The 26,688-nt window shown below is 61.1% G+C and carries 22 protein-coding genes; 13 read left to right on the top strand and 9 right to left on the bottom strand.

All coding sequences use genetic code 11. From position 1 onward, the window contains the following. Positions 1 to 69: 69 nt before the first annotated feature. The 3 genes from prpR to ACTJK4_RS24790 all read left to right on the top strand — a co-directional run bounded on the left by prpR (position 70) and on the right by ACTJK4_RS24790 (position 4,412). Positions 70 to 2,016, top strand: coding sequence for a propionate catabolism operon regulatory protein PrpR (gene prpR / locus ACTJK4_RS24800; protein ID WP_343620454.1), 1,947 nt, complete (start codon positions 70 to 72; stop codon positions 2,014 to 2,016). Positions 2,017 to 2,129: 113 nt separating this feature from the next. Then, positions 2,130 to 2,828 carry an HD-GYP domain-containing protein gene (locus ACTJK4_RS24795; RefSeq protein ID WP_440819186.1) on the top strand — a complete coding sequence of 233 codons (699 nt, stop codon included), beginning with the start codon at positions 2,130 to 2,132 and terminating at the stop codon, positions 2,826 to 2,828. Positions 2,829 to 3,065: 237 nt separating this feature from the next. After that, complete coding sequence (locus tag ACTJK4_RS24790) at positions 3,066 to 4,412, top strand: GGDEF domain-containing protein (RefSeq protein ID WP_440819185.1); 1,347 nt, start codon at positions 3,066 to 3,068, stop codon at positions 4,410 to 4,412. Between the two features lie 24 nt (positions 4,413 to 4,436). Here ACTJK4_RS24790 and ACTJK4_RS24785 read toward each other — a convergent pair whose 3' ends face one another. Continuing rightward, positions 4,437 to 5,006: an isochorismatase family cysteine hydrolase gene (locus ACTJK4_RS24785; protein ID WP_440819184.1), complete on the bottom strand. Its 570-nt coding sequence runs from the start codon at positions 5,004 to 5,006 to the stop codon at positions 4,437 to 4,439. 158 nt (positions 5,007 to 5,164) lie between these two features. Between ACTJK4_RS24785 and ACTJK4_RS24780 the strand changes: the two genes are divergently transcribed. The 4 genes from ACTJK4_RS24780 to ACTJK4_RS24765 all read left to right on the top strand — a co-directional run bounded on the left by ACTJK4_RS24780 (position 5,165) and on the right by ACTJK4_RS24765 (position 12,690). Beyond that, positions 5,165 to 6,475, top strand: a complete 1,311-nt coding sequence (locus tag ACTJK4_RS24780; protein ID WP_260801213.1) for a chloride channel protein — start codon at positions 5,165 to 5,167, stop codon at positions 6,473 to 6,475. A gap of 901 nt (positions 6,476 to 7,376) precedes the next feature. Then, the gene (locus ACTJK4_RS24775; RefSeq protein WP_440819183.1) at positions 7,377 to 11,750 is read left to right on the top strand and encodes a YadA-like family protein; all 4,374 of its coding nucleotides are present in this window, start codon (positions 7,377 to 7,379) and stop codon (positions 11,748 to 11,750) included. Positions 11,751 to 11,793: 43 nt separating this feature from the next. Next, positions 11,794 to 12,183: an outer membrane protein assembly factor BamE gene (locus ACTJK4_RS24770; RefSeq protein WP_440077584.1), complete on the top strand. Its 390-nt coding sequence runs from the start codon at positions 11,794 to 11,796 to the stop codon at positions 12,181 to 12,183. 33 nt (positions 12,184 to 12,216) lie between these two features. Continuing rightward, on the top strand, positions 12,217 to 12,690 hold the full coding sequence (locus ACTJK4_RS24765) for a DUF4019 domain-containing protein (RefSeq protein WP_232038697.1): 474 nt from the start codon (positions 12,217 to 12,219) through the stop codon (positions 12,688 to 12,690). Between the two features lie 108 nt (positions 12,691 to 12,798). On the opposite strand, the gene ACTJK4_RS24760 is transcribed toward ACTJK4_RS24765, so the two are convergent. Both ACTJK4_RS24760 and ACTJK4_RS24755 read right to left on the bottom strand, forming a co-directional pair. Beyond that, a complete protein-coding gene (locus ACTJK4_RS24760) occupies positions 12,799 to 13,278 on the bottom strand; it encodes a VOC family protein (protein ID WP_433867683.1) in 480 nt (159 codons plus the stop codon). 320 nt (positions 13,279 to 13,598) lie between these two features. Beyond that, positions 13,599 to 15,020: a hypothetical protein gene (locus ACTJK4_RS24755; protein ID WP_440819182.1), complete on the bottom strand. Its 1,422-nt coding sequence runs from the start codon at positions 15,018 to 15,020 to the stop codon at positions 13,599 to 13,601. Positions 15,021 to 15,972: 952 nt separating this feature from the next. Here ACTJK4_RS24755 and ACTJK4_RS24750 point away from each other — a divergent pair. Continuing rightward, the gene (locus tag ACTJK4_RS24750) at positions 15,973 to 16,716 is read left to right on the top strand and encodes a response regulator transcription factor (RefSeq protein ID WP_440819181.1); all 744 of its coding nucleotides are present in this window, start codon (positions 15,973 to 15,975) and stop codon (positions 16,714 to 16,716) included. A 127-nt stretch (positions 16,717 to 16,843) separates the two neighbouring features. Here the strand turns inward: ACTJK4_RS24750 and ACTJK4_RS24745 are convergent, their stop codons facing one another. The 6 genes from ACTJK4_RS24745 to ACTJK4_RS24720 form a co-directional block, all read right to left on the bottom strand. Continuing rightward, entirely contained in the window at positions 16,844 to 17,752 is a 909-nt protein-coding gene (locus ACTJK4_RS24745; RefSeq protein ID WP_440819180.1) for a DUF2242 domain-containing protein, read from the bottom strand. A 183-nt stretch (positions 17,753 to 17,935) separates the two neighbouring features. Continuing rightward, entirely contained in the window at positions 17,936 to 18,859 is a 924-nt protein-coding gene (locus tag ACTJK4_RS24740; protein ID WP_440819179.1) for an ADP-ribosylglycohydrolase family protein, read from the bottom strand. An 81-nt stretch (positions 18,860 to 18,940) separates the two neighbouring features. Next, positions 18,941 to 19,759, bottom strand: coding sequence for a hypothetical protein (locus tag ACTJK4_RS24735; RefSeq protein WP_260801222.1), 819 nt, complete (start codon positions 19,757 to 19,759; stop codon positions 18,941 to 18,943). An 11-nt stretch (positions 19,760 to 19,770) separates the two neighbouring features. Continuing rightward, a complete protein-coding gene (locus tag ACTJK4_RS24730) occupies positions 19,771 to 20,511 on the bottom strand; it encodes a metallophosphoesterase family protein (RefSeq protein WP_260801223.1) in 741 nt (246 codons plus the stop codon). Between the two features lie 9 nt (positions 20,512 to 20,520). Continuing rightward, the gene (locus ACTJK4_RS24725) at positions 20,521 to 20,931 is read right to left on the bottom strand and encodes a hypothetical protein (protein ID WP_260801224.1); all 411 of its coding nucleotides are present in this window, start codon (positions 20,929 to 20,931) and stop codon (positions 20,521 to 20,523) included. 25 nt (positions 20,932 to 20,956) lie between these two features. Beyond that, positions 20,957 to 21,367 carry an Imm63 family immunity protein gene (locus tag ACTJK4_RS24720; protein WP_440819178.1) on the bottom strand — a complete coding sequence of 137 codons (411 nt, stop codon included), beginning with the start codon at positions 21,365 to 21,367 and terminating at the stop codon, positions 20,957 to 20,959. Between the two features lie 349 nt (positions 21,368 to 21,716). On the opposite strand from ACTJK4_RS24720, the gene ACTJK4_RS24715 reads away from it, so the two are divergent. The 5 genes from ACTJK4_RS24715 (at position 21,717) to ACTJK4_RS24695 (ending at position 26,674) form a co-directional block, all read left to right on the top strand. Continuing rightward, positions 21,717 to 22,700 (top strand): restriction endonuclease, encoded by a 984-nt coding sequence (locus ACTJK4_RS24715; protein WP_440819177.1) that lies wholly within the window; start codon positions 21,717 to 21,719, stop codon positions 22,698 to 22,700. Positions 22,701 to 22,788: 88 nt separating this feature from the next. After that, a complete protein-coding gene (locus ACTJK4_RS24710; RefSeq protein ID WP_440819176.1) occupies positions 22,789 to 24,096 on the top strand; it encodes a diadenylate cyclase in 1,308 nt (435 codons plus the stop codon). Continuing rightward, positions 24,086 to 25,066 carry a patatin-like phospholipase family protein gene (locus ACTJK4_RS24705; protein ID WP_440819175.1) on the top strand — a complete coding sequence of 327 codons (981 nt, stop codon included), beginning with the start codon at positions 24,086 to 24,088 and terminating at the stop codon, positions 25,064 to 25,066. The genes ACTJK4_RS24710 and ACTJK4_RS24705 overlap by 11 nt, the downstream gene beginning before the upstream one ends. Beyond that, positions 25,041 to 25,931 carry a nucleotidyltransferase domain-containing protein gene (locus ACTJK4_RS24700; RefSeq protein WP_440819174.1) on the top strand — a complete coding sequence of 297 codons (891 nt, stop codon included), beginning with the start codon at positions 25,041 to 25,043 and terminating at the stop codon, positions 25,929 to 25,931. The genes ACTJK4_RS24705 and ACTJK4_RS24700 overlap by 26 nt, the downstream gene beginning before the upstream one ends. Positions 25,932 to 26,392: 461 nt before the next feature. Next, a complete protein-coding gene (locus ACTJK4_RS24695) occupies positions 26,393 to 26,674 on the top strand; it encodes a hypothetical protein (protein ID WP_316869418.1) in 282 nt (93 codons plus the stop codon). Positions 26,675 to 26,688 lie beyond the last annotated feature (14 nt).

The raw sequence follows: 26,688 nt of genomic DNA, 5'->3' as shown, positions 1-26,688 counted from the left end.
TTTGCAATTTCAATATGGAAAAGCCCGGCGCATAATGTGTGAACCCTGTTTTTCCGGCCGCATCGCACCATGAGCCCCACTGGAACCGACCTGACCGACCGCCCCCGCATCTGGGCCTGCGGTATCAGCCGCCTGAGCGATCTCTTTCTCGACATTGCCGCCGAATACAACGACCGCGCCGAACTGCGCGTCATCACGCGCGGCTTTGAAGACATCGTGCGCGAGATCGAGGCCGCCGGCACAGAGCGGCCCGACGTGGTGGTGGCGGGCGGTTCCAACGGCGCCTACTTGAAGCCGCGTCTGTCGCTGCCCGTGGTCGTCATCAACCCGACGGGTTTTGACGTGATGCACGCGCTGGCGCGCGCACGGCGGGATGCGGAATCGGTAGCGCTCGTCACCCACGGCGACACGCCCGAAGAGGTGCGCCGCTTTGTCGCCGCCTATGGCATGGACGTGGTGTTTGCCTCGTACACCTCGCGCCAGGGCGCAGAGAGCTGCGTGCTGGACCTGCGCGACCGCGGCGTGGGCGTGGTGGTCGGCCCCGGCTTAGTGACGGACCTGGCAACGCAGGCGGGCATGAACGCCGTGTTCCTGTATTCGCGTGACTCCGTGCGTGCGGCCTTCGATACCGCGCTGGAAGTCGTACAGGCCACACGCCGCGAAACCCTGCGCCGCCAGCGGCTGGACAACCTGCTGCAGCATCTGCGTGACGGTGTGGTCGCGCTGGATGCGCAGGGCCGCGTGGAGGCCATCAACCAGCGGCTGGCCACTGCATTGGGCATCGAGGCCAAGCAGGCAATCGGGCAACCGCTGCTGAGTATTGCGCCCAGCCTGTTCGGCTTGCTGCCCGATGCCGACGGCGACACACTGGGCACGGTGCGGGGCGTGAACTACGTCATCCACCGTGGCCCGCTGACGAGCACCGGCGCCGGCGCCTCTGAAGGCACGGTCTTCACCTTCCAGGAATCCCGTGCGGTCGAGCGACTGGACCGTACATTGCGCTCACGCCAGCGCCCGCAGCAGTTCAGCGCGCGCTACCGGCTCGAAGACCTCGTGGGCGAATCGATGCCGATGGAGCGTGTGCGCACGCTGGTGCGTCGCTATGCCAAATCCGACGCCACCGTGCTCGTGCTGGGCGAATCCGGCACGGGCAAGGAGATGGTCGCGCAGGGCATGCATCAGCTCAGCGCGCGGCGCGATTTTCCATTTGTCGCCATCAACTGCGGCGCATTTCCCGAGGCACTGCTGGAAAGCGAACTGTTCGGCTACGAAGAGGGCGCCTTCACCGGCGCGCGCAAGGGAGGCAAGACCGGGTTGATTGAAGCCGCGCACCGCGGCACGCTGTTTCTCGATGAAATCGGCGAGATGCCGCTGCCGCTGCAAAGCCGCCTGCTGCGCGTGTTGCAGGAGCGCGAAGTGGTGCGGCTGGGTTCCACCGAGCCCACACGCGTTGATATCCGCGTGGTGGCCGCCACACACCGCGCGCTCACAGACGCGGTAGAAGCCGGCACCTTCCGCGCCGACCTTTACTACCGGCTCAACATCCTGAGCATTGCGCTGCCCCCGCTGCGAGAACGGCCCGACGACGTGATGCCCCTGGCCGCTGAACTGCTCGTGCAAGCCGCGCGCCGCGAACCGCGCCTGCTGCTGCGCATTGCCGATACCGAAGAGGCCGCCCGTGTGCTGGCCGGCATTGCCGAGCCCCTGCGGCGCTACGCCTGGGCCGGCAACGTGCGCGAACTGCAGAGCGTGATCGAACGGATTGCCGTGGAGCTGGCTTACACCGAAGACGCCAGCGCCGTCACGCAAGACGTGCTGCGGCTGATTGCACCGGAAGTGTTTGCCCACGCCACGCCCGGCAAAGCGGCGGTATTGACGCTGCGCGAACGCAGCCGTGGCGTGGAAGCCGAAGAGATACGTGCAGCGCTGGCAGCCCACGACGGCGATCGCGACGCCGTCTGTGCGGCATTGGGCATCAGCAAGACGACGTTGTGGCGGCGGTTGCAGGCGGGTTAGATCAAAAATGCCCCGCGTAGGTGGTTGCGGTCGACTGCCGCGATGACTATCGTGCAATCCTCCATCGAGCCTCAATGCGTGCTGGCAGGCGCGCTACCAAGAAGGTCAACACCATGGCACAACAAAGCCGCCCCCACATCATTCTCGCCAGCCTCACGCTTGCTGGCGGGTCGCGCTATCCGTCGGCTCTGGGCCACCTCATCCGGACCGCTGCTGTTGCGGCATACCTGGCAAACCTTTTGGAGCTGGACGACGCCGAGCAGAGGCGCATCTACCTTGTGGCGCCCGTGCACGACATCGGCAAGCTGGGCATTCCGGATGACGTGCTGCTCAAGCCCGCCTCCCTGACCGACTCAGAGCAAGAGGTCATGCAGCGGCACTCGGATATCGGTGCCGACCTGCTGGCCGGAACGCCCGACCCGATCCTGCAGTTGGCAGCCAGCGTCGCGCGCCATCATCACGAGCATTTTGACGGCAGCGGCTATCCGGGCGGCCTCGCGGGTGACGATGTTCCGCTTGCCGCGCGGGTCGTAGCGATTGCCGATGCGTTCGACGCCATGCTTGAGCCACGCGTCTACCGCCAGGGGATGCCGGAAGACGACGCGCTCGATGTGGTGGCCCACCAGAGCGGCCGATATTTTGACCCGACGCTGGCGGAATGCTTCCTGAAGAACGTGGCAGGGGTTCGGCGCGCTCGTGCTGCTGCAGAAAGCCTGGTGCAGCAGTACGGCGACGTGTCGGGCGTCATCCGGTTCTACGGAGCGCGAGGCGAATCCCCTTCATTCTTGAGGTATATCCAGACGCTTGGATAACCGGCGCGCGGCGCAGCACGTCATTGCTGGCGGCACATGCCGGGGCGATGAAACGCCGTGCGCGCCCGTCATGCCAAACGGGATCACGCTCTTGGCGCAGATGTTTGCCTCGACACCAAATTTGGCGAGCTGCAGCCATGCAGCGCGATGCCCACACAACCCTTTGGACGGCTTTTCGGTGGGGCCGGAACCGTGGAGAATCGCGCTCCAACCCTGCTCGCCAACCTGTAGTTCGGAATGACAGAAAACAATCCCTCGGAGACCGCCCGGCACGCCCTCAAGCTGCTGGCCTCACGCAGGTTGGCGCCCACGCCAGACAACTTCGCCTCGATCTATTACGAAATCGCCGGCAGCAAGCCAAACGGAGACGCCCAGGACGCCGAACGGCTGGCCTTGGTACGCGAGTTGTGCGAACAACTCGCGCGCACGGTGGAATGCTGCCTGCCGGTGCTTGGTGAAGACGATGCCAGCATCGGCCCCGCCGCCTGGGCGCTGATCCGGGCCTGCCGCTCCGAATTTGAAAACCTTGCCAATCTGAACGCCAAGCTCTCGACGTTCAACCACCGGTTGTCGCTTGCGGCCGAAGACCAGAACGAGATCCGCCGTGCGCTGCTGGGCCTGCTGCAACTGGTGTTCGAGAACATCGGCGAGCTGTCATTGGACGATCACTGGCTACGCGGCCAGATCGACGCCCTGATGAAAGCCAGCGAAGCCCCCGTGAGCCTGCGCCGGCTGGATGACCTGCGGCGTCGCCTCATGGAGGTGATCCAGAAGCAAAGCTCGTTGAAGTCGAAGTCGATCGAAGCCCAGGAAGAGATGAAGCGGCTGCTGGCTGCCTTCATGGAGCGCCTGTCCGTTGCTGCTGAAACCTCCGGCGAGCATCACCGCCAGATGGAAGCCTGCGCCAAGAAGATCGAATCGGCCAACAGCATCGCAGAGATCGCGCCGGCCATTCAGGACGCGCTGTCAGCCACCCGCTGGATGTCGCTGGAGTCGGCCCGCAATCGCGACGTGCTGTCGGCCATGAAGGTCAAGGCCGAAGAGGCCGCCGCCGAGGTGGCGCAATTGCGCAAAGCGCTCGACATGGCATCGGCGTCGGCGCGCCACGATCTGCTGACCGGCGCACTTAACCGCAAGGGTTTGGAAGAAGCGCTGGAGCGCGAAGTTGCCCGTGCGGCGCGCCAGAACACCGTGCTCTCCATTGCGTTCCTGGACATCGACGACTTCAAGTCGATCAACGACACGCACGGCCACAGCTTTGGCGACGATGCGCTGTCGCACCTGGCCCAGGTGGCCCGCGAATCGATGCGCCCGCAAGATACGCTCGCGCGTTTTGGCGGCGAGGAATTCGTGATCCTGATGCCGGATACGCCGTTGGAAGAAGGTGTGCAGACCATCGTCCGCCTGCAGCGGGCGCTCACGCAGCGCTTCTTTGCAGCGGGCGACACCCGCCTGTTCATCACCTTCTCTGCCGGCGTGGCCGAAGTCGGCAAGGACGAACCGCCCATGGCGGCCATCCATCGCGCCGATCGCGGCATGTATCAGGCCAAGCGCGCCGGCAAGAACAAGGTCGTCAGCGTCTGAAGCGCGCCGACAACTTCTCGCCATTTACTCCAGCATCGATAGCGCATCCGCCAGCGACAGCACCGTCGTGCGCGATTCAAACGCCGTCGCAAAAAGATGGTCGTGCACGATCGGGTCCGGGTCGTAGCAGCAGTCCTTCACGGTGAACAGCCGGTAGTCCGCATCGCTCGCGTGGGCAATGGTCGACAGCATCACGCCCGTCGACGCCACCCCCACCATGATCAAGGTATCGATGCCCTTGGCGGATAACCGCACCTGCAGATCGGTGCCATAGAACACGCTGGCGCGGTGCGCGATGATGATCGGCTCATCAGGCTGCCGACCGAGCTCCGGCGAGATGCGATCTTCAACGAACAGCCCCAGTTGCTTCACGCCTTGCCCGTTCTTGTTCAACGGGCTGACTTCCGGATAGCCGGGGCTGAAGTGGAACTTCGCAAAATAGACGCTCACACCCTTGGCCCGCGCGGCTTCGCACAGCTTGCGGGTGTTGGAGAGCAACGTGGGTGCGACGGCCGGAAACAACGCCATGATGTCGGTCTGGTAGTGCATGACCAACAACGCCGTTTGCTTGGGAACAAGCGCGAATGTCGACATAGGGCTACACGATCCGGGGAGGGGCGGACGACTCTATCACGCGGCATCGCTGCCTGGACTGCCGCGTGCGATCAAGGCCGCACGACTAGGCCGCAAGACTAGGCCGACTCATGTCGGGTCTTATAATCTCCGCTTCCCAGACCCGACACCCCAGCCCCATGTTTTCTCCTCTCCACATCGCAGATCGATCAGTGCGTCGGGCCAGGAGACTCTGGGCAAACTACGGCATCTTCTGGCTCGGTGCCGTTCTCGTGGGTCTGGTATCCGTCGCCTACGCCAAGCTCATCGATTTGGGCTTCGAGCTTTTTCGCGGCATGGTGTCGCACGCGTTCTGGCTGCCGATCGTCATTACACCGCTTGGCGCGGCGCTTGCCATCTGGCTGACGCGCCAGTTTTTTCGCGGTGCCGAGGGCAGCGGCATTCCGCAGGTCATTGCGACGCTGGAGGACGGGCGGCTGTCCAGTGCGCTGCTCTCCCTGCGCATCATGTTCGGCAAGATCGTGGTTTCGTTCCTGGGCATCCTCTGTGGCTTTACGATCGGCCGCGAGGGCCCCACGGTGCAGATTGGCGCATCGCTCATGTACGCAATGCGGCGGGGCTATCGTCGAAGCAGCAAGCACATCGAGCGACAGCTTGCCCTTGCAGGCGCAGCGGCCGGGCTTGCGGCGGCGTTCAACACGCCGCTGGCGGGTGTCGTGTTTGCCATTGAAGAACTCACGCGCAGTTTCGTGGCCCGCAACAGCGGCACGCTCATTACCGCCATCATTTTTTCTGGCGTGGTCGCGCTGGGCTTGCAAGGCAACTACCTGTATTTCGGGCGCATCCAGGCCATTGGGCAGTTTCATCTGGCGCTGGTGCCCGTGGTGATTGCCGCGAGCATCATCTCGGGCGTGGCGGGCGGCGCGTTCTGCTGGCTGCTGCTCAACATACCGCGCTGGATGCCTGCACGGCTGGTTGATATCAAACAAGGGCAACCGGTGTGGTTTGCCTTTTTGTGCGGCATCGCCATCGCGCTGATCGGCCTCGTTTCGGGCGGCACCACGTTCGGCAGCGGTTATGCAGAAGCGCGGGGCCTGCTGGAGACCCATCAGGCGCTCTCGCCGTTCTATGCGGTGCTCAAGTTCGGTGCGCTGATCGCGTCGTACCTGTCCGGCATTCCGGGCGGTATTTTTGCGCCGTCTCTGGCTATTGGGGCGGGGCTGGGCAACGTCATGTCGCTGGTGACATCGGCGATCCCGTTGCCGAGTCTTGCCGCGCTTTGCATGGTCGGCTACCTGGCGGCAGTCACGCAGTCGCCCATCACATCGTTCGTGATCGTGATGGAGATGATCGACGGCCACGAGATGGTCTTGCCGCTCATGGCCGTGGCGTTGTTGTCGAGCCAGGTCTCCAAGGCGCTATCGCCGTCGTTCTATCACACGCTTGCGCACCGGTTCCGGGCGTTGGCGCGACACCCTGTCGCGCAGTGAGCGCGCTCGTTTAACGGAGCAAATGCACAGAACGCACGCTTTCGGCGCAGCGACAGGCCAAATCCCCGAATGTGTGCGCGATTAAAGAGCGGCACGCCCCAATATGAGGCGCGCCGCTCTTTTTTTGTTCTTTGCGCAAAATTTCTTTGAAATAGAATTAGCGATATTAACCACTGCGTGAGCATGGATTTATTAATCAATATCCGGAAAATATTTCAATACGTTAACAATGGATCGTGGCTGGGTATGTCTAAACCAATGAATTCACCGAAATACGCATGATCGGTTGTTCCGATTGTAAAAACCCCGCTCTTCTTAGTACTAAATATCTAGACACAATATTCAAACTCGACTATTTTTCTTCAGTCTTTGAAGATTTTCCCTCTGCGCCTATCTCAGCCCCTGCACACCAAGACGCGTCTGTGCATGAGATAGCGCTCCTTCGTCAATAAGAAAGCCGCACTGCCGGGGGTACGGTAGCAATGAATACGACGAGCTACACGGTCAGGGCAAACGTTTGGGTAATAAACGTAAGACATCGACCAAGTGTCGATCCAAGCCCAACCCACGCCATTCATGTCGCTATCAAGTGGCCCTTTGATCCGCCCTGATTCCCCGCGCCTTCACGGGCCAAGCCGTTGACCACTGAACATTAGGCTCGGCGGACCAGCACCCAACTCGCGCTGTATTGAAGACGCTCCTATCGGAGCGGTGAGTTTCTGCGTCCTTTTAAAGCCGTGTAGTCATCGGCCATTGAATGCTGGCAGTTCCAATCAATCGGGAACCCGTTGTCTTTGCGGGTGCCAAGGGCGCGTTCGTCTTTATGGTTTGCGCTGCGCGATGGCTCACCCGGTTTTTCTGTTTCTTTTCTTGAGCTCACGGCGAGCATGATGGAATCAATATGAACAAATCATATAAAACGATCTGGAACGAGGCGCTGGGCGCTTGGGTGGCCGCATCGGAGGTGGACCGGGCAAAAGGCAAGGGCGGTACGGTCGTGCGGTGCGGTTGCCGGAACACCGCCGGCGGTGCAATGACCTTGATTGCAGCCGCTGTTGCGCTCCTCGGTTCCGTTCTCCCTGGGCAGGCATATGCGCAGGTGAACTGCTCTACGGCGCCGTACAACTTCTACAGCGGCACCACGATGTGCGTCGGTTTCATGTCCACTGCCACGCAAGGCGGGTCCACGGCCGTCGGTTACGGCGCAAGCAGTACGGGCCTTAACGCAGTGGCTGTCGGCTTCCAGTCCATTGCCTCCGGGACCAACTCCATCAATGTGGGCGCGCGCACCGCTCCCGGTACTGGTGCGACTGGCGAGTCGTCGATCGGTATCGGCACGGACGTCACTGCCAGCGGCTCGGCGGGCGTTGGTGTCGGCCTTCAAAGCGTTGCCAGCGGCAACTTGTCGACCGCCGTCGGATCCTTGGCAAAGGCAACCGCAGACAACGCCGTCGCGCTTGGGGCAAACGCCCAGGCGACGAATGCCGCCGCCACCGCTGTTGGCAACGGCGCGAAGGCCAGCGGCAACACGGCACTCGCAATCGGCGGGCAGGCGCTCGCCATCGGCGACGGCACCGTTGCGGCGGGCCAGGGTGCAGGCGCGGGCTCAACCACCGGCAACACCGGCTCGGTCGCCGTCGGTATTGCCACCGGCACGCTCGTGAGCGGTGCGCAAAACACCGCAGTCGGCGGCGGTATCGCGAGTGCGATGCGTGGCGCGGGGTCTGGCGTCACGGGCACGCGCAACGTCGCGTTCGGCACGGGCGACGGCACGGTCACGTATGACGGTACGCTGGCCGCTTCGGCAGGTAGCCTGGTATCCGGCAACGACAACATCGCGATCGGCACGAACGCGGGCATCGGCGTGACTGCAAACGGCACCACTTCGGTTGGGTTGAACGCCAAGGCATCAGCCACCGGCTCGATCGCCATCGGCGTTCTGTCGACGGCCTCAGGCGGCTTTAGCGTGGCGGTGGGCAACGCGTCAGCGGCTTCTCAAAGTGGTGCAACTGCCATGGGCAGCGGTGCAACAGCGTCCGGTGTATCGGGCACGGCCATCGGGAACAACGCGGTGGCATCTGGCACGAACGCTGTTGCGCTGGGTCTGGGCGCGCAGGCTACGGGCGCCAATAGCCTGAGCATTGGCACAAGCAACGTCGTCAGCGGCGCAAATTCCGGGGCGATCGGCGATCCGAGCACCATCACGGGCTCGGGCTCGTATTCGCTCGGTAACAACAACACGATCAATGCGAATAACGCGTTCGTCGTTGGCAACGGCGTGACGATACCCGGCGGCCTGGACGGCGCGGTCGTCCTTGGCAATGCGTCGACCGTGTCGGCCGCCGTGCAGACGCCGAACGCCGTGGTCGCAGGGACGACCCGCACGTTCGCGGGCGGCGCGCCGGCGGCAGGCGACGTCGTCAGTGTCGGCTCGGCCGCTGCGCCGCGACAGATTCAGAACGTCGCAGCCGGACGGATCAGCGGCAGCTCGACCGATGCGGTCAACGGCTCGCAGTTGTTCGCGACCAATCAGGCAGTGGATGGCATCTTCACCACGGTCAACAACATCCAGAGCGGCGCGGGCATCAAGTACTTCCACGCCAATTCCACGGCGGCCGACAGCCAGGCCACGGGCACCGACAGCGTGGCCGTCGGGCCGCTTGCGGCTGCCAGCGGCACGAACAGCGTGGCGACCGGCAACGGTGCTCGGGCGCAAGCCGCGAATGCACTCGCGCTGGGTGCCACCGCAACGGCCAGCAACGCGGGCGATGTTGCACTGGGCTCCGGCTCCGTCACCGCCGCAGCCAACCCGACCGCGAGCGCGGTCATCGCCGGCACCACGCGCAGCTTCGCTGGTACGAGCCCGACCAGCGTCGTGAGCGTTGGTGCGTTTGGCGCCGAGCGGCAGATTACCAACGTAGCGGCCGGGCGCCTGAGCAATTCGAGCACCGATGCGGTCAACGGCTCGCAGCTCTTCGCGACCAACCAAGCCATCGATGGTGTCGCGACCACGGTCAACAACATCCAGAGCGGCGCGGGCATCAAGTACTTCCATGCCAACTCCACGGCGGCGGATAGCCAGGCCACCGGCACGGACAGCGTGGCCGTCGGGCCGCTTGCGGTGGCCAGCGGTGCAAACAGCGTGGCCATGGGTAATGGCGCGCAGGCCACGGCAGCCAACTCCGTCGCACTCGGCGCCAATTCCACCACCACCGCCAACCTGGGCGCCGCCGCCTACAACCCTGGCACGGCACCGCTTGCGGGCACCTCGCCGGTGGGCGAGGTCTCGGTGGGCTCCGCTGGCAACGAGCGCCGCGTCACCAACGTTGCTGCCGGCTCGGCCGCAACCGATGCCGTGAACGTGAGCCAGTTGCAGTCGGTGCAAACCGAGTTGACGCAAACGAAGAACGACGCGTTGCTGTGGGACCCGGCCGCCAATGGCGGCACGGGCGCCTTCAGCGCCAACCACGGCGGCACGGGGCCGAACATCATCACGAACGTTGCACCCGGCGCACTGAACGCCACGAGCACAGACGCGGTGAATGGCTCGCAGCTCTTCGCGACCAACCAGAACGTCACGAACCTCGGCAACACGATCACCAGCATCCAGAACGGCGGTGGCATCAAGTATTTCCACGCCAATTCCACAGCGGCGGACAGCCAGGCCACTGGCACGGACAGCGTGGCCATCGGGCCACTTGCGGTTGCAGCCGGCGCCACCAGCCTTGCAGCCGGCAATGGTGCGCAGGCGCAAACGGCCAACGCGCTTGCGCTCGGCTCACTGTCGACGGTGTCGGTGGCAGGCGGTGTGGCGATCGGCTCGGGTGCCATTTCCGATCGGGCCATTGCCTCCGGTGTCGGGTCGATTCCCGCAGGCAGCCAAGCAGTTCCGTTCAACACGTCTGACGGGACGCTGCTGGGCGCCGTGTCATTCGGCAGTGCTGCGGGCAATACGTATCGCCAGTTGACCAACGTGGCTGACGGCACGGGCCAGCACGATGCGGCAACGATCCGCCAGTTGACCGGCGCGCTGCAATCGTTCGCGGTCACGCCCACGCTGTACTTCCACGCCAACTCGACGGCGGCCGATTCGCTCGCGGTCGGTTCGCAGTCGGTGGCCGTTGGGCCAACGACGGTGGTGAACGGTGACAACGGCGTCGGCGTCGGCAACGGCGCCATCGTCCAGCAAACCGCGCCGGGCGGCATTGCCATCGGCCAGGCATCGACCTCCGGCCAGGCCGATGCAATTGCATTGGGCAGCGGGTCGACTGCAAACGGCGCGCAGTCCATCGCGCAAGGCGCCAACGCAAACGCGGCATTGGCGGGCGGCATCGCCATCGGTTCGGGCGCGAAGAGCAGCGCGGTGGATGCCATGGCCATGGGCTCCGGCGCCACCGCCACGTTTGCCAACAGCGTTGCGCTGGGCGCGGGCTCGCTCACTTCGGTGGGCGCGTTGACAAACTACATGGCCTTTGGGCTGACGGCGCCGCAAACCTCGTCGGGTGAGCTGAACGTCGGCAACCGCCAGATCACGGGCGTGGCTGCCGGCCGCCTGGGTTCGGATGCGGTCAACGTGTCGCAGTTGCAGGCCGTTCAGCAGCAGCTCTCAACGCTCATCAGCAACAACGGTGGCCCGTTCACCTCTACCTCGCCCAACGGCACCACCAACAACACGCCACCGGCCACGCCGGGTCCGAACTCTTCGGCAGGCGGCACGGGTTCGGTAGCGTCGGGCAGCAACAGCACGGCGCTGGGCAACAGCTCGCAAGCCACCGGCAACAACACCACCGCCGTCGGCACCGGCGCAGTCGCCACGGGCAGCGGGTCAACGGCCATTGGTGCCGGCAGCAACGACGGCGGCCGCACGGATGTCGTGTCGGTGGGCTCGTCCACCTTGTCGCGTCAGGTCATCAACGTGGCCGCCGGCACGGCCCCCACCGATGCCGTCAACGTGTCACAGCTGAACAACGCGGTGACGCAAGCCAACAACTACACCGACAACCAGGTCGCGGGCCTGCGCAACAGCATCGATTCGTACCGGCGCGATGCGGAAGGCGGCACCGCCATGGCCATGGCAATGGCCGGCCTGCCGCAGCCGACCGGCCCCGGCAAGAGCATGGTGGCCGTAGCAGGCAGTGTGTACAACGGCCAATCGGGGCAGGCGCTCGGTATCTCGACGGTGTCGGAAAACAACCGCTGGATCTACAAGGCCGCCGTATCCACCAACACGCGCGGCACCTATGGCGCCGTGGTCGGTGCCGGGTATCAGTGGTAAGGCGCCCCGCACAACCGCAACGTGACTCTTTCGGATTCCTGATATGAACAAGCGCTCATTCCCAGCCTGCATCGCAACGCTCTCGTGCATCTTCGCCCTTGCGGCATGTGCGGGCCCCGGCCCCAACGATACCGCGTTCCCCAAACCGGACACGGCGATGACGCCCGAGGGTTCGTTCCCCAACGTTGACCCTCTGCGCATGGTCGAGCCCGGCATGACCAAGGGCCAGGTCTATGACCTGATTGGCGTGCCGCACTTTCATGAAAGCGTGTTTCGCGTGCGCGTGTGGAACTACCTGTTCCACTTCCGCAGCGCAGACAAGCCTGTCACGTGTCAGTACCAGATCCAGTTTGACGACGACAACCGCGTGACCAAGACGCGATGGGCCGACCCGCAGTGCGAGACATTTGCACCGGCAAAGCCCGCAAAGTAACCAGACAGATCGAGATCAGACGGAGAGTGGTTGATGAAACGTCTTAACGGCCCATTCAAGACGGTTGCGGCGTGCGCGCTTGCCGCCGCTTCTGTGTTGGCACACGGTGCGGAAGCGGGCGACTCCGCAGATGAGTTGCTCGGCAACGCCACGCTCGCGCTCAAGCGCATCGACGCGGGCGACTACACCGCGCTCTGGCAGCAGACCGCGCCTTTCGTGCGGGGCTTCTACACGGCTGATCGCTTTGCCAGTGGGCTCACGCAAGCGCGCAAGTCGGTCGGGGCGGTCAGCCAACGCGGCTGGGCATCCGTTACGCGGCTCACCTATACGAAGGTCAAGGATGTTCCCGATGGCCTGTATGCGAACGTCGACTACGCAACGCGGCTGACGGATGGCCGCGTCATCTACGAGAAGGTGAGCTTCCAGCTGGGAGCAGACGGGCATTGGTACTTCACCGGCTATGACCCGCGTCAGAACCAGGAGGCCGAGACGCAGGCAAAGAAGTGACCGCGTGGCGCCACAAACTAGCGCGGTCTGTCTGATCCAGGCATCGGTCTGCATTGCCGAGCCGCTGGCGCCCGGCAATGCAGATGCGGCAACCGATGACCGATGAACTTAGCCCCGCCGTGCCGCCTCAATCGTCGCAATGTCGATCTTGCGCATCGTCATCATCACGTCGAAGGCGCGCTTGGCCGCTGCGCGGTCCGGGTCGGTAAAGGCCGCAGTGAGCGCGCGCGGCGTGATCTGCCACGACAGCCCCCACTTGTCTTTGCACCAGCCGCACGCGCTTTCCTGCCCGCCGTTGCTGACGATGGCGTCCCACAGCCGATCCGTCTCGGCCTGATCGTCGGTCGCAATCTGAAATGAGAATGCTTCGCTGTGCTTGAACTGCGGGCCGCCGTTCAGCCCCAGGCACGGAATGCCCGCCACGGTAAATTCCACCGTTAGCACATCGCCCTCCTGGCCGGCCGGGTACTCGCCCGGTGCGCGGTGCACAGCGGTGACTTTGCTGTCAGGGAAGGTCTTGGCGTAGAAGTTGGCCGCGTCCAGCGCATCGCGGTCGTACCACAGACAGATCGTGTTCTTGCTGACCATGCGTGTCTCCTGAAGAGCGGGCATCGGCGTGTGCGGTCGAGGCATTCCACAGAGTGCGCGTGCCCGTGAGGTGAAGTGGATGCCATTGCCGTGGCTTGCACTCTCGCACATTCCTACGGCAGAGGCGGGTACGGATTCTCGTAGGACTGACGCATCCGTCATGCCGGCTCGTGCAGCTTGGCGATCACCTTGATCTCGAACTGGAAACAGTAAAGCCACGTCCCGCCAATGCCTGTGAGCGTGGGGTGGGGCGCCTCGCCCACTTGTCCAGCGCGAGGTACGCCTACGAGATCATCGCGCTGGACGGAACGACGCGCCCTTTATCGGGCTGGTAGCGCCCCCTCAAGGTCGGGGTCCAGTTCCTCTAACCTCACAGTGCTTCGAGGAAGGGGTCGGGCTTGCTCGCCAGCAAACATCTGGAACACGCGATCGCCAATGCTTTTCAGTCCGTTCAACATGTCCGACGGGCTCATGCTCATGAGTGCCTCGATGCCACGCGCAGCGGCATGCCCGACTGGCCCCGGCATCGTCAAGTTCAGAGCGCTCATCGCGATCGAGCCGACCAACAGTCCACTTACGCCGCGCTCCATGAAGTCATTCGCTGCTTTGTTGGCCGCGAGTACTGCCAGCATGACCAGGCTCAGTCCAACAAACGTCTTGAACTCTTCCAGGGCGTCCTTGCGGCTTACGTTCTTGTCCGCCATCAAGCTGAACATCAATGCGGAGGTAAAGGCAGCGTCGGACGCGAGGTCCACAGTTCCGATCTTGTCAGGCAGCATCAAAACCGTCGTTGCTGTGCAAACCGCGGTCGAGAATAGAGCGAGCGCGAGTTTTGCGGAGCGGTCGCTATTCTCTGCGTGCCCCTCGGCGGCCGGAAGACCGATGCACTCGGCGAGTTCGTCTGCAATGCGCTGATAGGCGTTGACCGCAATCGCCACCTGCTTACTCAAGTGGGGGCTCAGCTCACGGCCGTGCTCCGTAATGAACCTATCCTTGGCGCCATTGAGCATCTGCTGGTCCATCTCGACCGCGGTTTTCACTGCATCCAGCGCGGCTTTCGTTTCGGAAGAGAGCGCCACGCCTGCCTTGCGCAAGTCTGGATGTTTCGACCCGGTGCGCCAGACGTTGTACTTGTCCCGAATTTCTTTCGACAGAAAGCCGCCAAACAGGGCACCGGTCGATACGGCGCCGGCCGCAATGTTGAACGCCGGGCTGTCGTTGAGGAATCGCAGGCCGCTGACAAACGTAGGCAGGGCAAACTCCACCGCTTGCACCGTGTTCGCGTAGTAGCGCGCCATCGCACGGTCTTTCAGGAGATTGTTGTCTGTCGTCGGCGTGCGAATCATGCCGATGGCTTCGACCATCGCTTTGGCCATCAGCGCCACAATTTCCGCTTCAGTCTTCTGTTGCCGTGGCTTCGTCATGAGCGGGATCATCAACGGCAACGGCGCGAGCAGCGCGTTCAGGCCAATAACCTTCGCGGCACGTTCGCCGAGCGGTTTATCCGTTTGCAGTGCTTTGAGCGTGACCCCCACCTCATCAAGGCGCGCTTTGAATCGCGTTGCCAGCGCGCCATCGAGCCCCGCGCTATCCAGGTGGGTCTTCAACTCCGAAACGTGGCCTGCCAGGCGATCCAGCCGGGCGCCATGGCCATCGGCATTGGCCTCGTCCGTGGGGGCCCGCAATGCCGCGATGAATTCATGATCGTCGGCTTGGCTCAGCAGTGTGCGTATGTCGGCCATGTTCCATAGCCGTTGCATGCCGCCGGCTTGTGAAGATGCTGCCAATGGCATCGACGCGTCTTGCGTGCCGCCCGGCGGGACTGGCCCGTGCGCATCACCGATGTCGACGCTGTGTTCGCTCCTGGCGCTAGAGGTGGGTGTCCTGATTTCGCTTACGCCGGGGCTACGAGCGTGCTGTCCCGTCGCGACGGAGCGTTGACTGGCTGTTGCCAGCCTTCGGCCGGACGCTCGGCGTGTTTTCGTCTCTGTTGAGTCATCCGACAAAGCTGCACCGAGCCGCGCCGGAAGGCTACGCGTGCGGCGAAGCCCATGCAACGGGCTACCTTCCGCCACGGAAGACCGTGATGCACCCGCTGATGCGACGTGAACTTCATTCCCGGGAGTGTGGCTCTGCTCAGCAACTGTCGGCATGGCGACGTTGCCGGTTGGATTGATTTTCATCGTTTCGAGACTCCAATTCTGTACACCGTGACTGCGGCAAGCGCTGCCTACGGCGTCGAGGTATGCGCCATATGGCAAGTGAACGTTCCACAGTACGTTGGAGCGTCGATAAAGGTCACGGATAACGCGAAGGGCAGGGGAACGTGACGAAACTCTCCGATCCGGTATGGCGAAACTTCGTATCCGGTCGTGTTCTTCGATGCGCCGCGGGTGAAGTTTCGGGAGGATGCCGTAGTACGCAACCAGGCCGTCGATCTGGCGCTGGCCGCGTCCTGTCCGACGGCACGCGCGGCATCCGGGGCCTGGGGTGGCCGTGACCGCAATCCGTGCCTAAATATTTCAAACAGGTGTCAATTTGATGACAAATGCATCGATTCGCAGAGGAATTGCTGCCACACCGGAATATCACTCTTCGGAGGGATGTGTGAAGGAATTGTGAAAGTTATGCTGGGGTAAAAGAAAACAAGCGGGGCCGACACATTGATTGGCGCCGCATCAGTCGGGGTACGCCATGAAATTCGCCATCCTTACCAGCAATCCTTCCAACTTTGCGTTCGTGACGGCTTGCCTCTCAGCGCAAGACGTGACGTGCGAGCGATTCGACGATGCATTGGCGTTGCTGCGCGCGCGGCGCAGTGAGGTCTTCGATCTGCTGATGATCGATGCACAGCTATTCAGCACGGCCGGCAAACTCGTGCTGTCCTGGCGCGAGTGCAACGCCGACATGTGCTGGCCAACGCTGGTGTTCGGCAATTTTGTCGAACGCGCCGAAATGCGGGCCGTTTTTGACAGCGCTGTCGATGACTTCATCACTGGCCACTTCACCGCCGAGGAGTTGAAGGCGCGTGTACGCCGCATCCTGCGCAGCGCCGAGCACGGCACGCAGCAAACCGAGTCCGCCACGCGTGCGGTGGTCGGGCCGTACCGTTTGTGCCGGCTTACCCGGACGGTGACGTTGCACGGCACGCCCATCCGTTTGACCGCCCGCGAATTTGCCACGGCCTGGCTGTTGTTCTCGTCTTCGGGGGCGTTCCTGTCACGTCAGCAGATCGCTTCCGCAGTGTGGGGGACGGACGCCAGCGTTGCAGAGCGCTCCATCGAACAGCACGTCTACAAGCTGCGCAAGAAGCTGTGCTTCGGAAAGGCCACGGGGGTCGAGCTCAAGACGGTCTATGCGCGTGGCTACCAACTGGCGGTACATGAGGAAGAGAGGCAGGCGACGACTATTGCGTCTGCACTACAGCTGGCCGCCTGAAGGCAAACGCCTGCCCGATGCCGCCACGCGCTCTACAGCAGCGCCGTTGGCCGGCGACCGCGCTGCGTTCTGCGGAATTCCTCGATGGCCCTTTTATATATAGGGAGGGTCGGCGGGTCGGTCGCGCTCAGCTGGCGCCGCCCGTTGTTGCACCAGCCGGTGCGGATGCGGGGGCCGGGCCCGGCGTGGGTGCAGGCGGCGTGGTCACCGCAGGAGCCGATGCCGGTGCAGCATCAACTGGCGCCTTCGATGCCGGTGCAGAAGCCGGCGCAACCACAGGCGCCGCCGCAGGCGTTGAAGCGGGCGCAGACGCCGGCGCAGCAGCCGGAGCCGGAGCCGAAGCCGGCGCCGCCACCGGCACAGGCGGCGCGGCCGGCGTGGGCACCACCGGCGTCGTCATCTTCATCGGCTCGCCCTGCGGCGTGGGGGCGGGCTCGGGCAGCGGGGCCACGTGTTCCTTCTCTGCCGCCTTGGCCACCTTGCGGTCATGGCGGGCGGGGTCGATCTTCAGGAAGTGGTCGACCAGGTTGAAGTAGCGCTCGTAGAACACGCCGGCCGGAATCGTCTCGCTTGCCACCTTCACCATCGAATCGTCACCCGAGCCGATGGGCAGCGACACCGAGCCCAGGATGCTCAACCCCACGCTTGCCGACGTGCTCGTCTTCTTGAGCGTGTAGCGGTCTTGCACCGCGTTCACATAGGCCGTGCTCGACGTGCCCTCGGTATTGGCCTCCGCGCACACCACGTGGAAGGAGATCACCACGTGCGAATCGTTGCTCGGCTGGAAATTCTTGCTGCCGTCGATCGTGTCAGCGCGCGGCGAACTCGACACATACCCCTGGCTCAACAGCGCCCGGCGTGCCGCCTCGCACGTCGCGTCGGACTTGGCGTGGAAGGTGCGCGCATACGGGCTTGCCGCCGCATCGAACTGCTCCTGCTGATAGAGCGGCGTGGGCGCAGAGCTGCACGCAGCCAGAGCGGCAGCGATGCAGGCAGCAGCGCACAAAACGGACAACGGACGGAAGCGGTAGGGCATGGCGTTGGGTAAAAGGGCTTGGCCGGGTGACGTTGCGGCCCGGTGGCCACCGCAGGTGCGGCGCAAGTTTTGTGCGCGGCACGCGGTGGCGGCTTAGGCGGGTGGCCGGGCGACATTATAAGTTTGTCGGGTGACGGAAACAGACTTCGGCAGCCGCAATGCCTGTCTCGGCCGGGTGCGCTATCAGAAGTGTTGTAACAACGACTCAACGGTCGTTCTGCCGTGCAACGCCGCCAGCCAGCGCCGCGGAATGGCGTCTTCCCCGTAGACCAATCCAGCCAATCCGCCGGCAATACATGCCGTGGTGTCCGTGTCGTTGCCCAGCGCAACCGCCCGCTTAACACAGTCCTCATAGCTGTGTGTCGACAGCACGCAGTGCATTGCCGACCAGAAGCTGTCGACCACATAGCCCGACCCTTGCGGGGCGTCGAAGCGCCCATCCAGCGCGATCTTCAGTTCGCTCTCTTCCGGCGTGCCGGTATGGCGGTCGAGCAGCGCGTCCTCGGCGGCGCGTACTGCATCGGCTGCGGACTGGCCTTCCAGAATGCCCATGGCAGTCAGGCAGTGGAGCGCACAACAGAGTTGAGAACGCACATGCCCGTGCGTGGGCAGGCTCTGCTTGCGGGCAAGGTGGATTGCGTCGTCGCGAGTGGCCGCCACCATGACGACGGGCAGGCAACGCATGAGCGATCCGTTGCCGTTGTCGCGTTCGCCGTCCGGCCCGGATGTGGACGCGCTCTTGCCAGCCGCGATGGCGTAGAAAGCCTGCCGGGTTTGCAAGCCGACATCGAAGACATTGCCGTCTGGTGTGAACGCGCCTTGCTGGAACCAGTTCAGCAGGTTTGCCGCAAAGGTGTCGAGGTCCAGCGTTCGGTCACGCAGCAGCGCATCGAGCAGGGCCAGCGCCTGGGCACTGTCGTCGCTCCACGTGCCAGGTGGCACCCCCACGTGTGCGCGGTAAAAGCCCACTGGCGGCGTCATCTCGATCTCAGCAGAGGGCGGGATCGACGCAGCGTCGTGAAATTCGTAAGGCACGCCTAGGGCATCGCCGATCAGGAGGCCAAGCAGGCCACCGCGCAGGCGGGCTTGGCGGGATGGATTTTTCATGTGCGGATTGTGGCTTGTATCTGCTTACCCTCTTGCGGTCTTTTCGTCCGGACGGCTGCTGATCCGACTAATGCCCCATTGCTACGGCGCAGGCGGAGCGACCGGCGTTTGCTCTATGTCTGGTGAAGTCGCACGACCCGCAACCAACGCCCGCCGCCGTAGCAAGAACACAATCGCCCCGACCGGAATGCTGAAGGTCAAGATGAGCGGCGCGTACGGACCAGCCGCAAAGGCGCCGACGCCCGGTATGGCGAAGCTGAGGAGCTGGAAGCGAAGCTCGCCTGTCGTCCAATTGAAAAAGAACCGCGTAATGCCGAGCGCAATGAACACCATCCAAAGCCATTTGCGTTTCGCGATCGGTGTCCGGAAACAGAGCACCAGCACGTAGATCACGAACAACGCGATGCCGATCATCAACCCGAGCACGAAGTAGTGCGTAAAGCCTTTGCCCGCGAACTTGAAGGCATTGGTTTCGCGCAGTGACTGCTTCTCGGGATAGGCATGCATGCCGACAATCCGAAGTTGCCCGTCTTTCCTTTGCAGCATGACGTTAGCGAGCAGCCATGCGTTGGGGTACTCGTATTCGTACGTCAGGTTGTAGGTCGTGACGTCGTTGCGCGTGTTGGTTTCCGTACCCACGAGGGTGATGCTTTTCGGCTGGCCTGACGGAAACGCGTTCGCCATCTTTTCGAATGTGTCTCGCGTGTCCGGCGTCTTGAGGCGTGGATCGAGTTGGCTATCGAGCGCACCGAAGTTCTTGGCAATCAGCTCAGACAGCATCCGTTGAGCGATGGCGGATTCCTCTTTTGGAGCGAACTTCTCAATCATGGCTTGCTGGTTGCAGCCTGCAAGCAGAGCGAGAGCACTGAATACGAGTAGGAGTTTTTGGTAGATGCGCATATCGAGTTTCTTTAGTCTCTTGCCCTGCCAGTGCGCAACGCAACCGCCCAATCCGGCCGGCCCCGCTGCTCCGCAATCGCCGCTGCATCGTCCCACGCGTATTCAACCGCACGGAATTCCGCAGCCCATTCACCTTCCTGTTCAGTCACGATGGCATAGCGCGCATGCGGACTGCCGGTTTCAATCGTGTGGGCAACGGGGTAGGCATCGCTGTAAGCCTGCAGGCCGACACTGCCCGGATTGACGATAAAGCGGCCGTCCACCAGCTTCATTGCGCGTGGCATATGGGTGTGCCCACACAGCACGAGCTTTGCGTTGGCGTCTTCTGCGCGAGAGAGCACTTCATCGTGCGTCGCCGAGCGGCATCCTTTCTCAGAAAGCGATTCCAGAAAGTAAGTCAGGTCGTTCTGAGCAGACCCGTGAACGAGCAGGACATCGTCTTCGATGTACCGAAGCACGGGCAGGCTCGCAAACCACGCGAGCTGGTCCGGCCTCAACTGCGCAAACGCGTACTGATCCGACGCACCCATGCGTGACGGGTCACCAGCAAGAACCTGCCGTTCATGATTGCCGCGAATGGTCGGCAGGTTCAGCGCCATCAACCGATCCACCGTTTCGCGCGGTTGCAGCGGGCCGGATGCGATATCGCCCAGGTTCACGATCAGATCGACGCCCTGGGCTTGGATGTCTTCCAGCACGGCGTCCAGCGCGGCCAGATTGCCGTGAATATCTGACAGGGCGGCGATTCGCATGTGCAAAAGTTAGTAGACCAGCCAGTTTTCGCTGCCGTTGAACGCGTAAGAGCGTTGCTCAGACGCTTGTTCCGTACCCTCCAAGCGCGGCCACCGGAAGCAAAAGTTACCCATATAGAAAGGCAACACGAAATACCGTCCGCCTTCCAGATCGAATACCGCTGTTTTGCGTTCGATGCGCTTTTCCATCCAACTCATCGCCAGCAAGCGCGAATCTGGCGTGCACGCAAAGTCGCATCCCCACGCATAGCCGGGGGCAGGTACACCGTCGATCTGGATCAAGTGATATGAGTCGCCGTGGGGCGGTTCACCCTCGTACGGAAGGCGGACGTGATGACGGCCGTCAGGTGTGACCAGTTCTATATCTGACATCCCCGCCCAGACGGAAGAACCGTCCGCAGGAAGCTGGAGCACGTCCACCCGATATCTCCTTGTCTGGTCGAGCCTATGGCCGGTTGTCATTGAACGGCGCGTTGCGCAATGTCTTGGTGATTTCATCCTGGCGCCGCCGCCCCATTTCCGGATCGATGCTGGTCAGCAACTCTGTTTGCTTGCTGAACATCAATCGCCGGAAGTCCTGTCCGGGAATGCGGTGCGCCAATTCATAGGCGCACGCCATGGAAAACGTCACACCTTCGAATATCCAGTACAGCAGTTCGTCCAGATCTGACGTCGATTTGCGGAATACCTCGGTGCCCCGCTCAACAGCAACGTAGTGATATTGCCCGGTCCCAACCTCGATATGTGGATGGGCAAAATCGGCGGTGTATCCGAACGTGGGATAGGCGTTACCCGGCGCGGCGACTCGTTCAGCCAGGCGCGCGACTTCGGCCTCAATCTCTGCGAGCGTTCTCATAACGGTGGTCTGCGAAGTCGCCAGAGCCAAGTGCGCCATGGCGCTTTGTATGTCAAGCAAGGTGCTGGGCCGAGATGCTAACGCAGCGAAGCGGCGCCTGTCAGCGCGGCCTGTGACATGCCCAATTCTTAATTCAGATTTTCGTCAGATATAAATCAGCCCCGCCGTTTCGATCTTTATCAACCCCCGCTCAAGAAACCACCCAGAACCCCACCAACGGGGGCAGCGCAATCCCGATGCATCGCCTATGCTATTTCCCAATTAAAAACCGGCGCCCTGATTTGAATCGGATTATCAGAGAAAGCGCCTAGTCCTAAATATCTAAAAAGCATGAGGCCGGGGGCGGTAGATGGGGCGGAGGAGAAAACAAGCATCCACCAGCGACATGCTGCTGTCGCTGCCATGGTGGATGCTGGCCATTGGCTCGGCGGCCAGTTACCTGATTTTTCACAACATCCTCCCGGCCGCGTTTGGCGCCAACCCGCTGTTGAGCGCCATCGGCATGCTGGCGCACGGGCTGGCCTGGATGCCCGCGCTGCTGCTCGGCTTCTTTGCCGTGCTGTCGTACCTGCGGGAGCGCAGCCGGCAGGCCGATGCCCGGCTAGGGCCCCCGCGCACGGAACCGACTGGGCGAGCCCGCCCGCCGAAGGCACCGCCCCAGCCCGCCCGCAACGCTGCGGGCAGCAACCCGCCCAACCCGCCTAATCCGCCTAACACCACTCGCAACACCACCACACCCACGCAAGCCCCCACGCCGGCAGAACCCGCCACGCCCCAGGGCTGGACGCTGGAGGCCATTCAGTCGCTTGAGTGGAAGCGGTTCGAGCTGCTGTGCGTGCAGTACTACGAGCAGATGGGGTTTGCCGTGAAGACCGTGCCGCACGGCCCGGACGGCGGCATTGACGCCACGCTGTACAAGGCCGGCCTGGATGCGCCCGTGGCGGTGGTCCAGTGCAAGGCGTGGTCTAAGCCCGTAAAAGTGGAGCAGGTGCGGGCGTTGGGCGGCTCCATGCTGGCGCACAAGGTCAAGCGGGGCGTGTTCTGGTCTTTGTCCGGTTATGTCGGCAACCCGGTGCAGGAGTATTCCGAGCTGGCCGGTATCCAGCTATTGGATGGGCCGGCGGTGCTTGAGCGCATCCGCGCGCTGGCCGAAGACAAGCAGGCCGCGTTGCTGGCGAAGGTGTTTGAGGGGGATTACCGGACGCCATCATGCCCGGCTTGTGGGGTGAAGCTGGTGGCGCGGAATGGGAGGGGTGGGGCGTTTTGGGGGTGCAGCAATTACCGGACGGGGTGTCGGTATACGTTGCAGATGGGACACGTAAGGTCAGCGTGATGTTGAGCGCTTTTCAGTTGTGCTAGTCGCCATATATCTATCGATGAAATATGGATTCGACCATGCCGCAGAATAGGTAATGCGTGACATGAAATTTGCCCAAGGTACACACAAGAAAATCGTGGCAAGCGATTTCGAATGCGATGATGTTGCGCTCTTATTAGGGCGGATCGAAGCGGCACTTCCGCACTTGATATTTGGTAGCTGGAAAGCGGTAACCAGTCAAAAACCGTTCGATGCCGCTCCGTGCGGAGAGGTCCTATGGAAGGAAAGGCAAACAGTTGAAGTGTCACTCTGGCTAGACAAAAAATTGCGCGTCTCGGCAATCGGCTGTCGGCATTCCGGTCCAGTGAGCTCTGACGATTATCAGTTTCTACTCCATCTCGCTTCTGAGGCGTCTCTAATGCTTCATTCCCGGCTCGGAGGTGCGTTATCCCTCATAGACTTTGGCACTCTTGCCGTTGCGGGCGAAATGGAGAGAGTCGGCGGGATCGACAGCAACGCGATAACTCCGATTCTTCGCTTTGTGCGAGCTCTTGCTCATGAGACTTATGAAAACCAGCGTCTTTCATACGGGTTGATATTGACTAATCGGAAGGATGGAGAGCACCCAATTAGCGAGGCATTTGAAAATAAGCGGCTTAAGCGATTGACCGATGGTTTCTCCACAGCACTCCTTGTTGACGGAGCTGGCAATATTTCTGGGTACGCGCCATTGACGACACCGGAGCGAGAGTCGGCGAAATTAACTCGGCGTCCATGGTGGATCGCCGGACTCGCTGATTCTGCAGAAGAACTAAACGGCGTTGGCGTAGCTTTAGTGCGAAGCGGAGAAATGGCTGTTGTGCATCGGGGCAGGCTTTGGTTTAGCCAACGGTCGGGACGGTGGCAGATCTGGAACCATGCAGCAATTCTGTCGAAATTAAAGGATCTGTGGCCTGAAGTTGGTCAGCGCCTCGGGGTCGCAGATAAAGTCCTACGCTACTTGTATCACGTCGCACTTGACTTATCGTTCAGAAGATCAGGTGGGCTACTCGTTGTAGTGACGAATCCCAAAAAGCTGCGTTCCGGCTTGAGTAGCCTAACCGATCATGTCGGTGGGAAAGGGCGTGGAGCGGTCGAGCAAGCGCTAGATAAACGTTTCGCTAAAAAGAAGATTCACACCATTGATCGTCGAATATTTACCGATCTCGCGTCCCTTGATGGCGCAGTCATTGTTGATCGAGTCGGAAAGTTATTGGCCTACGGGGCAATGACAAAGCCGGCAGGAGGTACAAATCAGGGTGCTCGTACCCGAGCTGCCGTTGGTATTAGCCGTCTTGGTGTTGCAATAAAAATTAGTTCAGATGGACAAATATCGTTCTTTGCAAATGGAGAAAAACATCTTGAACTTTGACGCTTTGGGGTCAAGGGATTCTACTTGCAGGATTCTCAGTTTGGACGGCGGAGGTGCAAAAGGATTCTACACACTCGGGGTTCTCAAACAACTTGAAGCCATGATGGGCGGCAAGCCGCTTGCTGAGCAATTTGATGTAATTTTCGGAACCAGTACCGGCGCAATTATCGCATCGTTACTTTCATTGGGTAAAAAAACAGAAGAAGTACATAATTTGTACAAGGCACACGTGCCAGCTTTGATGAGCCTTCGCACCTGCAGTGGCCGTACGAAAGCACTTGAGAAGCTCGCAGGAGACGTGTACGGAGATACAAAATTTGATGCCATGAAGACGCTTGTGGGTATTGTTAGCTCCCGCTGGCGGGAAGAGCGGCCTATGATTTTTAAGAGCGGCGTTCAACAAGCCCATGGTGGAGAAGCGACTTTTGTTCCCGGTTTCGGATGTTCTGTTGGGGAAGCGGTCGTTGCTTCATGCTCCGCGTATCCCTATTTCAAACGTAAAAGTGTTACCACTTATGATGGCAGCCGCGTCGAGCTTATCGATGGGGGTTACTGTGCGAATAATCCGACCCTGTACGCAATCGCCGAAGCGGTCACTGCATTAAAGTACGATCGGTCTCAACTACGAGTTGTCAGTATCGGTGTCGGAAACTATCCAGAACCCGCTAGATATGCACACAAATGGCTAATATTTAAATTCTTTCTGGTTCGCTTGCTGCAAAAGACGCTAGATATAAACGCCACATCAATGGAGACTCTTACGAAAATTCTTTTTCATGATGTGCCTATGGTTCGCGTGAACGATTCGTACACCACTCCAGACATGGCGACTGACCTAATGGAGTGCGATGTGGAGAAGCTAAATATTTTGTACCAACGAGGTTGGGAGTCATTTAGAAATCACGAGCGTCAATTGCGGCAACTTCTTTCTGGAGGATGGGGGAATGGCAATTCCGGAGGATCAGCTTAATACGTGGGCACGAATCGGTGCGCAAACCACTTCGAAAGATACGTATGCGACCGTGAAGTTGGCGCTTGATGCCGCGGAGACCGGTTACCATGAGAAGGATTACACAGTTTTTCTCCAAGGCTCGTATGGAAACGACACGAACATTTGGAGCGAAAGTGATGTCGATGTCGTAATTCGCTTAGATTCGATATTCACATATGACTTGACCTTATTGCCGCAGGAGCAAAAGCAGGAATTTCAAGCAGTTCATCCTGATGCAATATATACACATCGAGATTTTCATAAGGATGTGCTTGCTGCCCTCCGGCGTAGATTTGGTGACCACGTTGTGCCAGGAGCTAAGGCTGTGAAGATCGAGTCATTTCATGACCGCAGGAAGGCCGATGTGCTGATTACGACCCAGCATCGACGGTACAACAGGTACTTATCGGGTTTGGAAAGTTTGTATGAATGCGGAATTAGCTTTCATAAATCGGATGGCACGCGCGTTATAAATTATCCAAAACAACATCGCGAAAATTTGATTGCGAAGAACCAGGAAACAAATGAATGGTTTAAGCATATCGTTCGAATATTAAAAAACGCTAGGCAGAGGATGGTCCAAGATGGTTATTTGGATGAGGGTGCTGCGCCGTCGTATTACATTGAGGGGTTGCTATGGAACGTGCCGGTTGAATGTTTCGGAAATTCTTATCAGGACTCAATGATTAAGTGCGTAAATTGGTTATTACAAGCGGACCGATCAAAGTTTATTTGTGCGAACAAACAGTACATGCTGCTTGACGGAAATCCTGACGTAACATGGACTGCAGCCAAGTGTGATGATTTTCTGCGTGGACTCATCAAATTGTGGAAAGAGTGGTGAGTTAGAGGTGCCGGTTCTTGTATGGGTCTTCGTCGGTCGTTTGCCGGCATATGCCGATGATTAGGAACATTGGTGTGACGAGCCGCATGCAAGACGTTCTTCCAACTTGCCCCAAAACCACCCCACCCGCTAAACTCCTCCCCGCTGCGGCAACAACCGCAGCCGAGACTGCAATCTCGATCGTTCCTGTCCGGAAGAAACTCAAGTTTCTACCGCTGTCGTCGTTCGCCCATTCGGGCGGGCCCGACAGGGAGGGCTTCGGCCCTGCCGTCATGACAGTAACGTCGGTATTGCAGACCTTGTCGTGTGCCCGCCCACCCTCCCAGGTGGGTGGCTCCTCACTCAACCAGAGGCAAGACAATGGATCAACCGACCCAAGCCGTACCCATCCCACGCGGGCATCGCCCTGCAAATTGCTGTTCCACCTGCATCGCGCAACGTCCTCCGTCCGGAGGTGCCCGATGAGCCTTGAGACCAACATCCTGTATGCACAAGGCGCCCTGAGCGCGCGGGATTATCTGCGGCGCACGCAGATGCACATGAAGATGCACCGCCAGTTCGAGCCGCATACGCTGCGCTTTGAGCTTCAGTTCCACGTCAAGGACAAGGCCCTCGATTACCAGGCCGGGTTCATGGACGCGATTGGGGCCTACATGCTGACCACGCTCGATGGTGTGACAGTTGACCTGTACCGGTGGGAAGTGCTGCAAGTGCTGGACCGCGTGAACCGCAAGAAGAAATAACTAAAACAGCAGTA

Origin of the sequence: Ralstonia sp. 22111 (assembly GCF_052045895.1) — a bacterium.
Lineage (GTDB): Bacteria > Pseudomonadota > Gammaproteobacteria > Burkholderiales > Burkholderiaceae > Ralstonia > Ralstonia wenshanensis.
The sequence above is the reverse complement of the archived record's forward strand: the minus strand, read 5'-3'. Positions and strand labels throughout refer to the sequence as shown.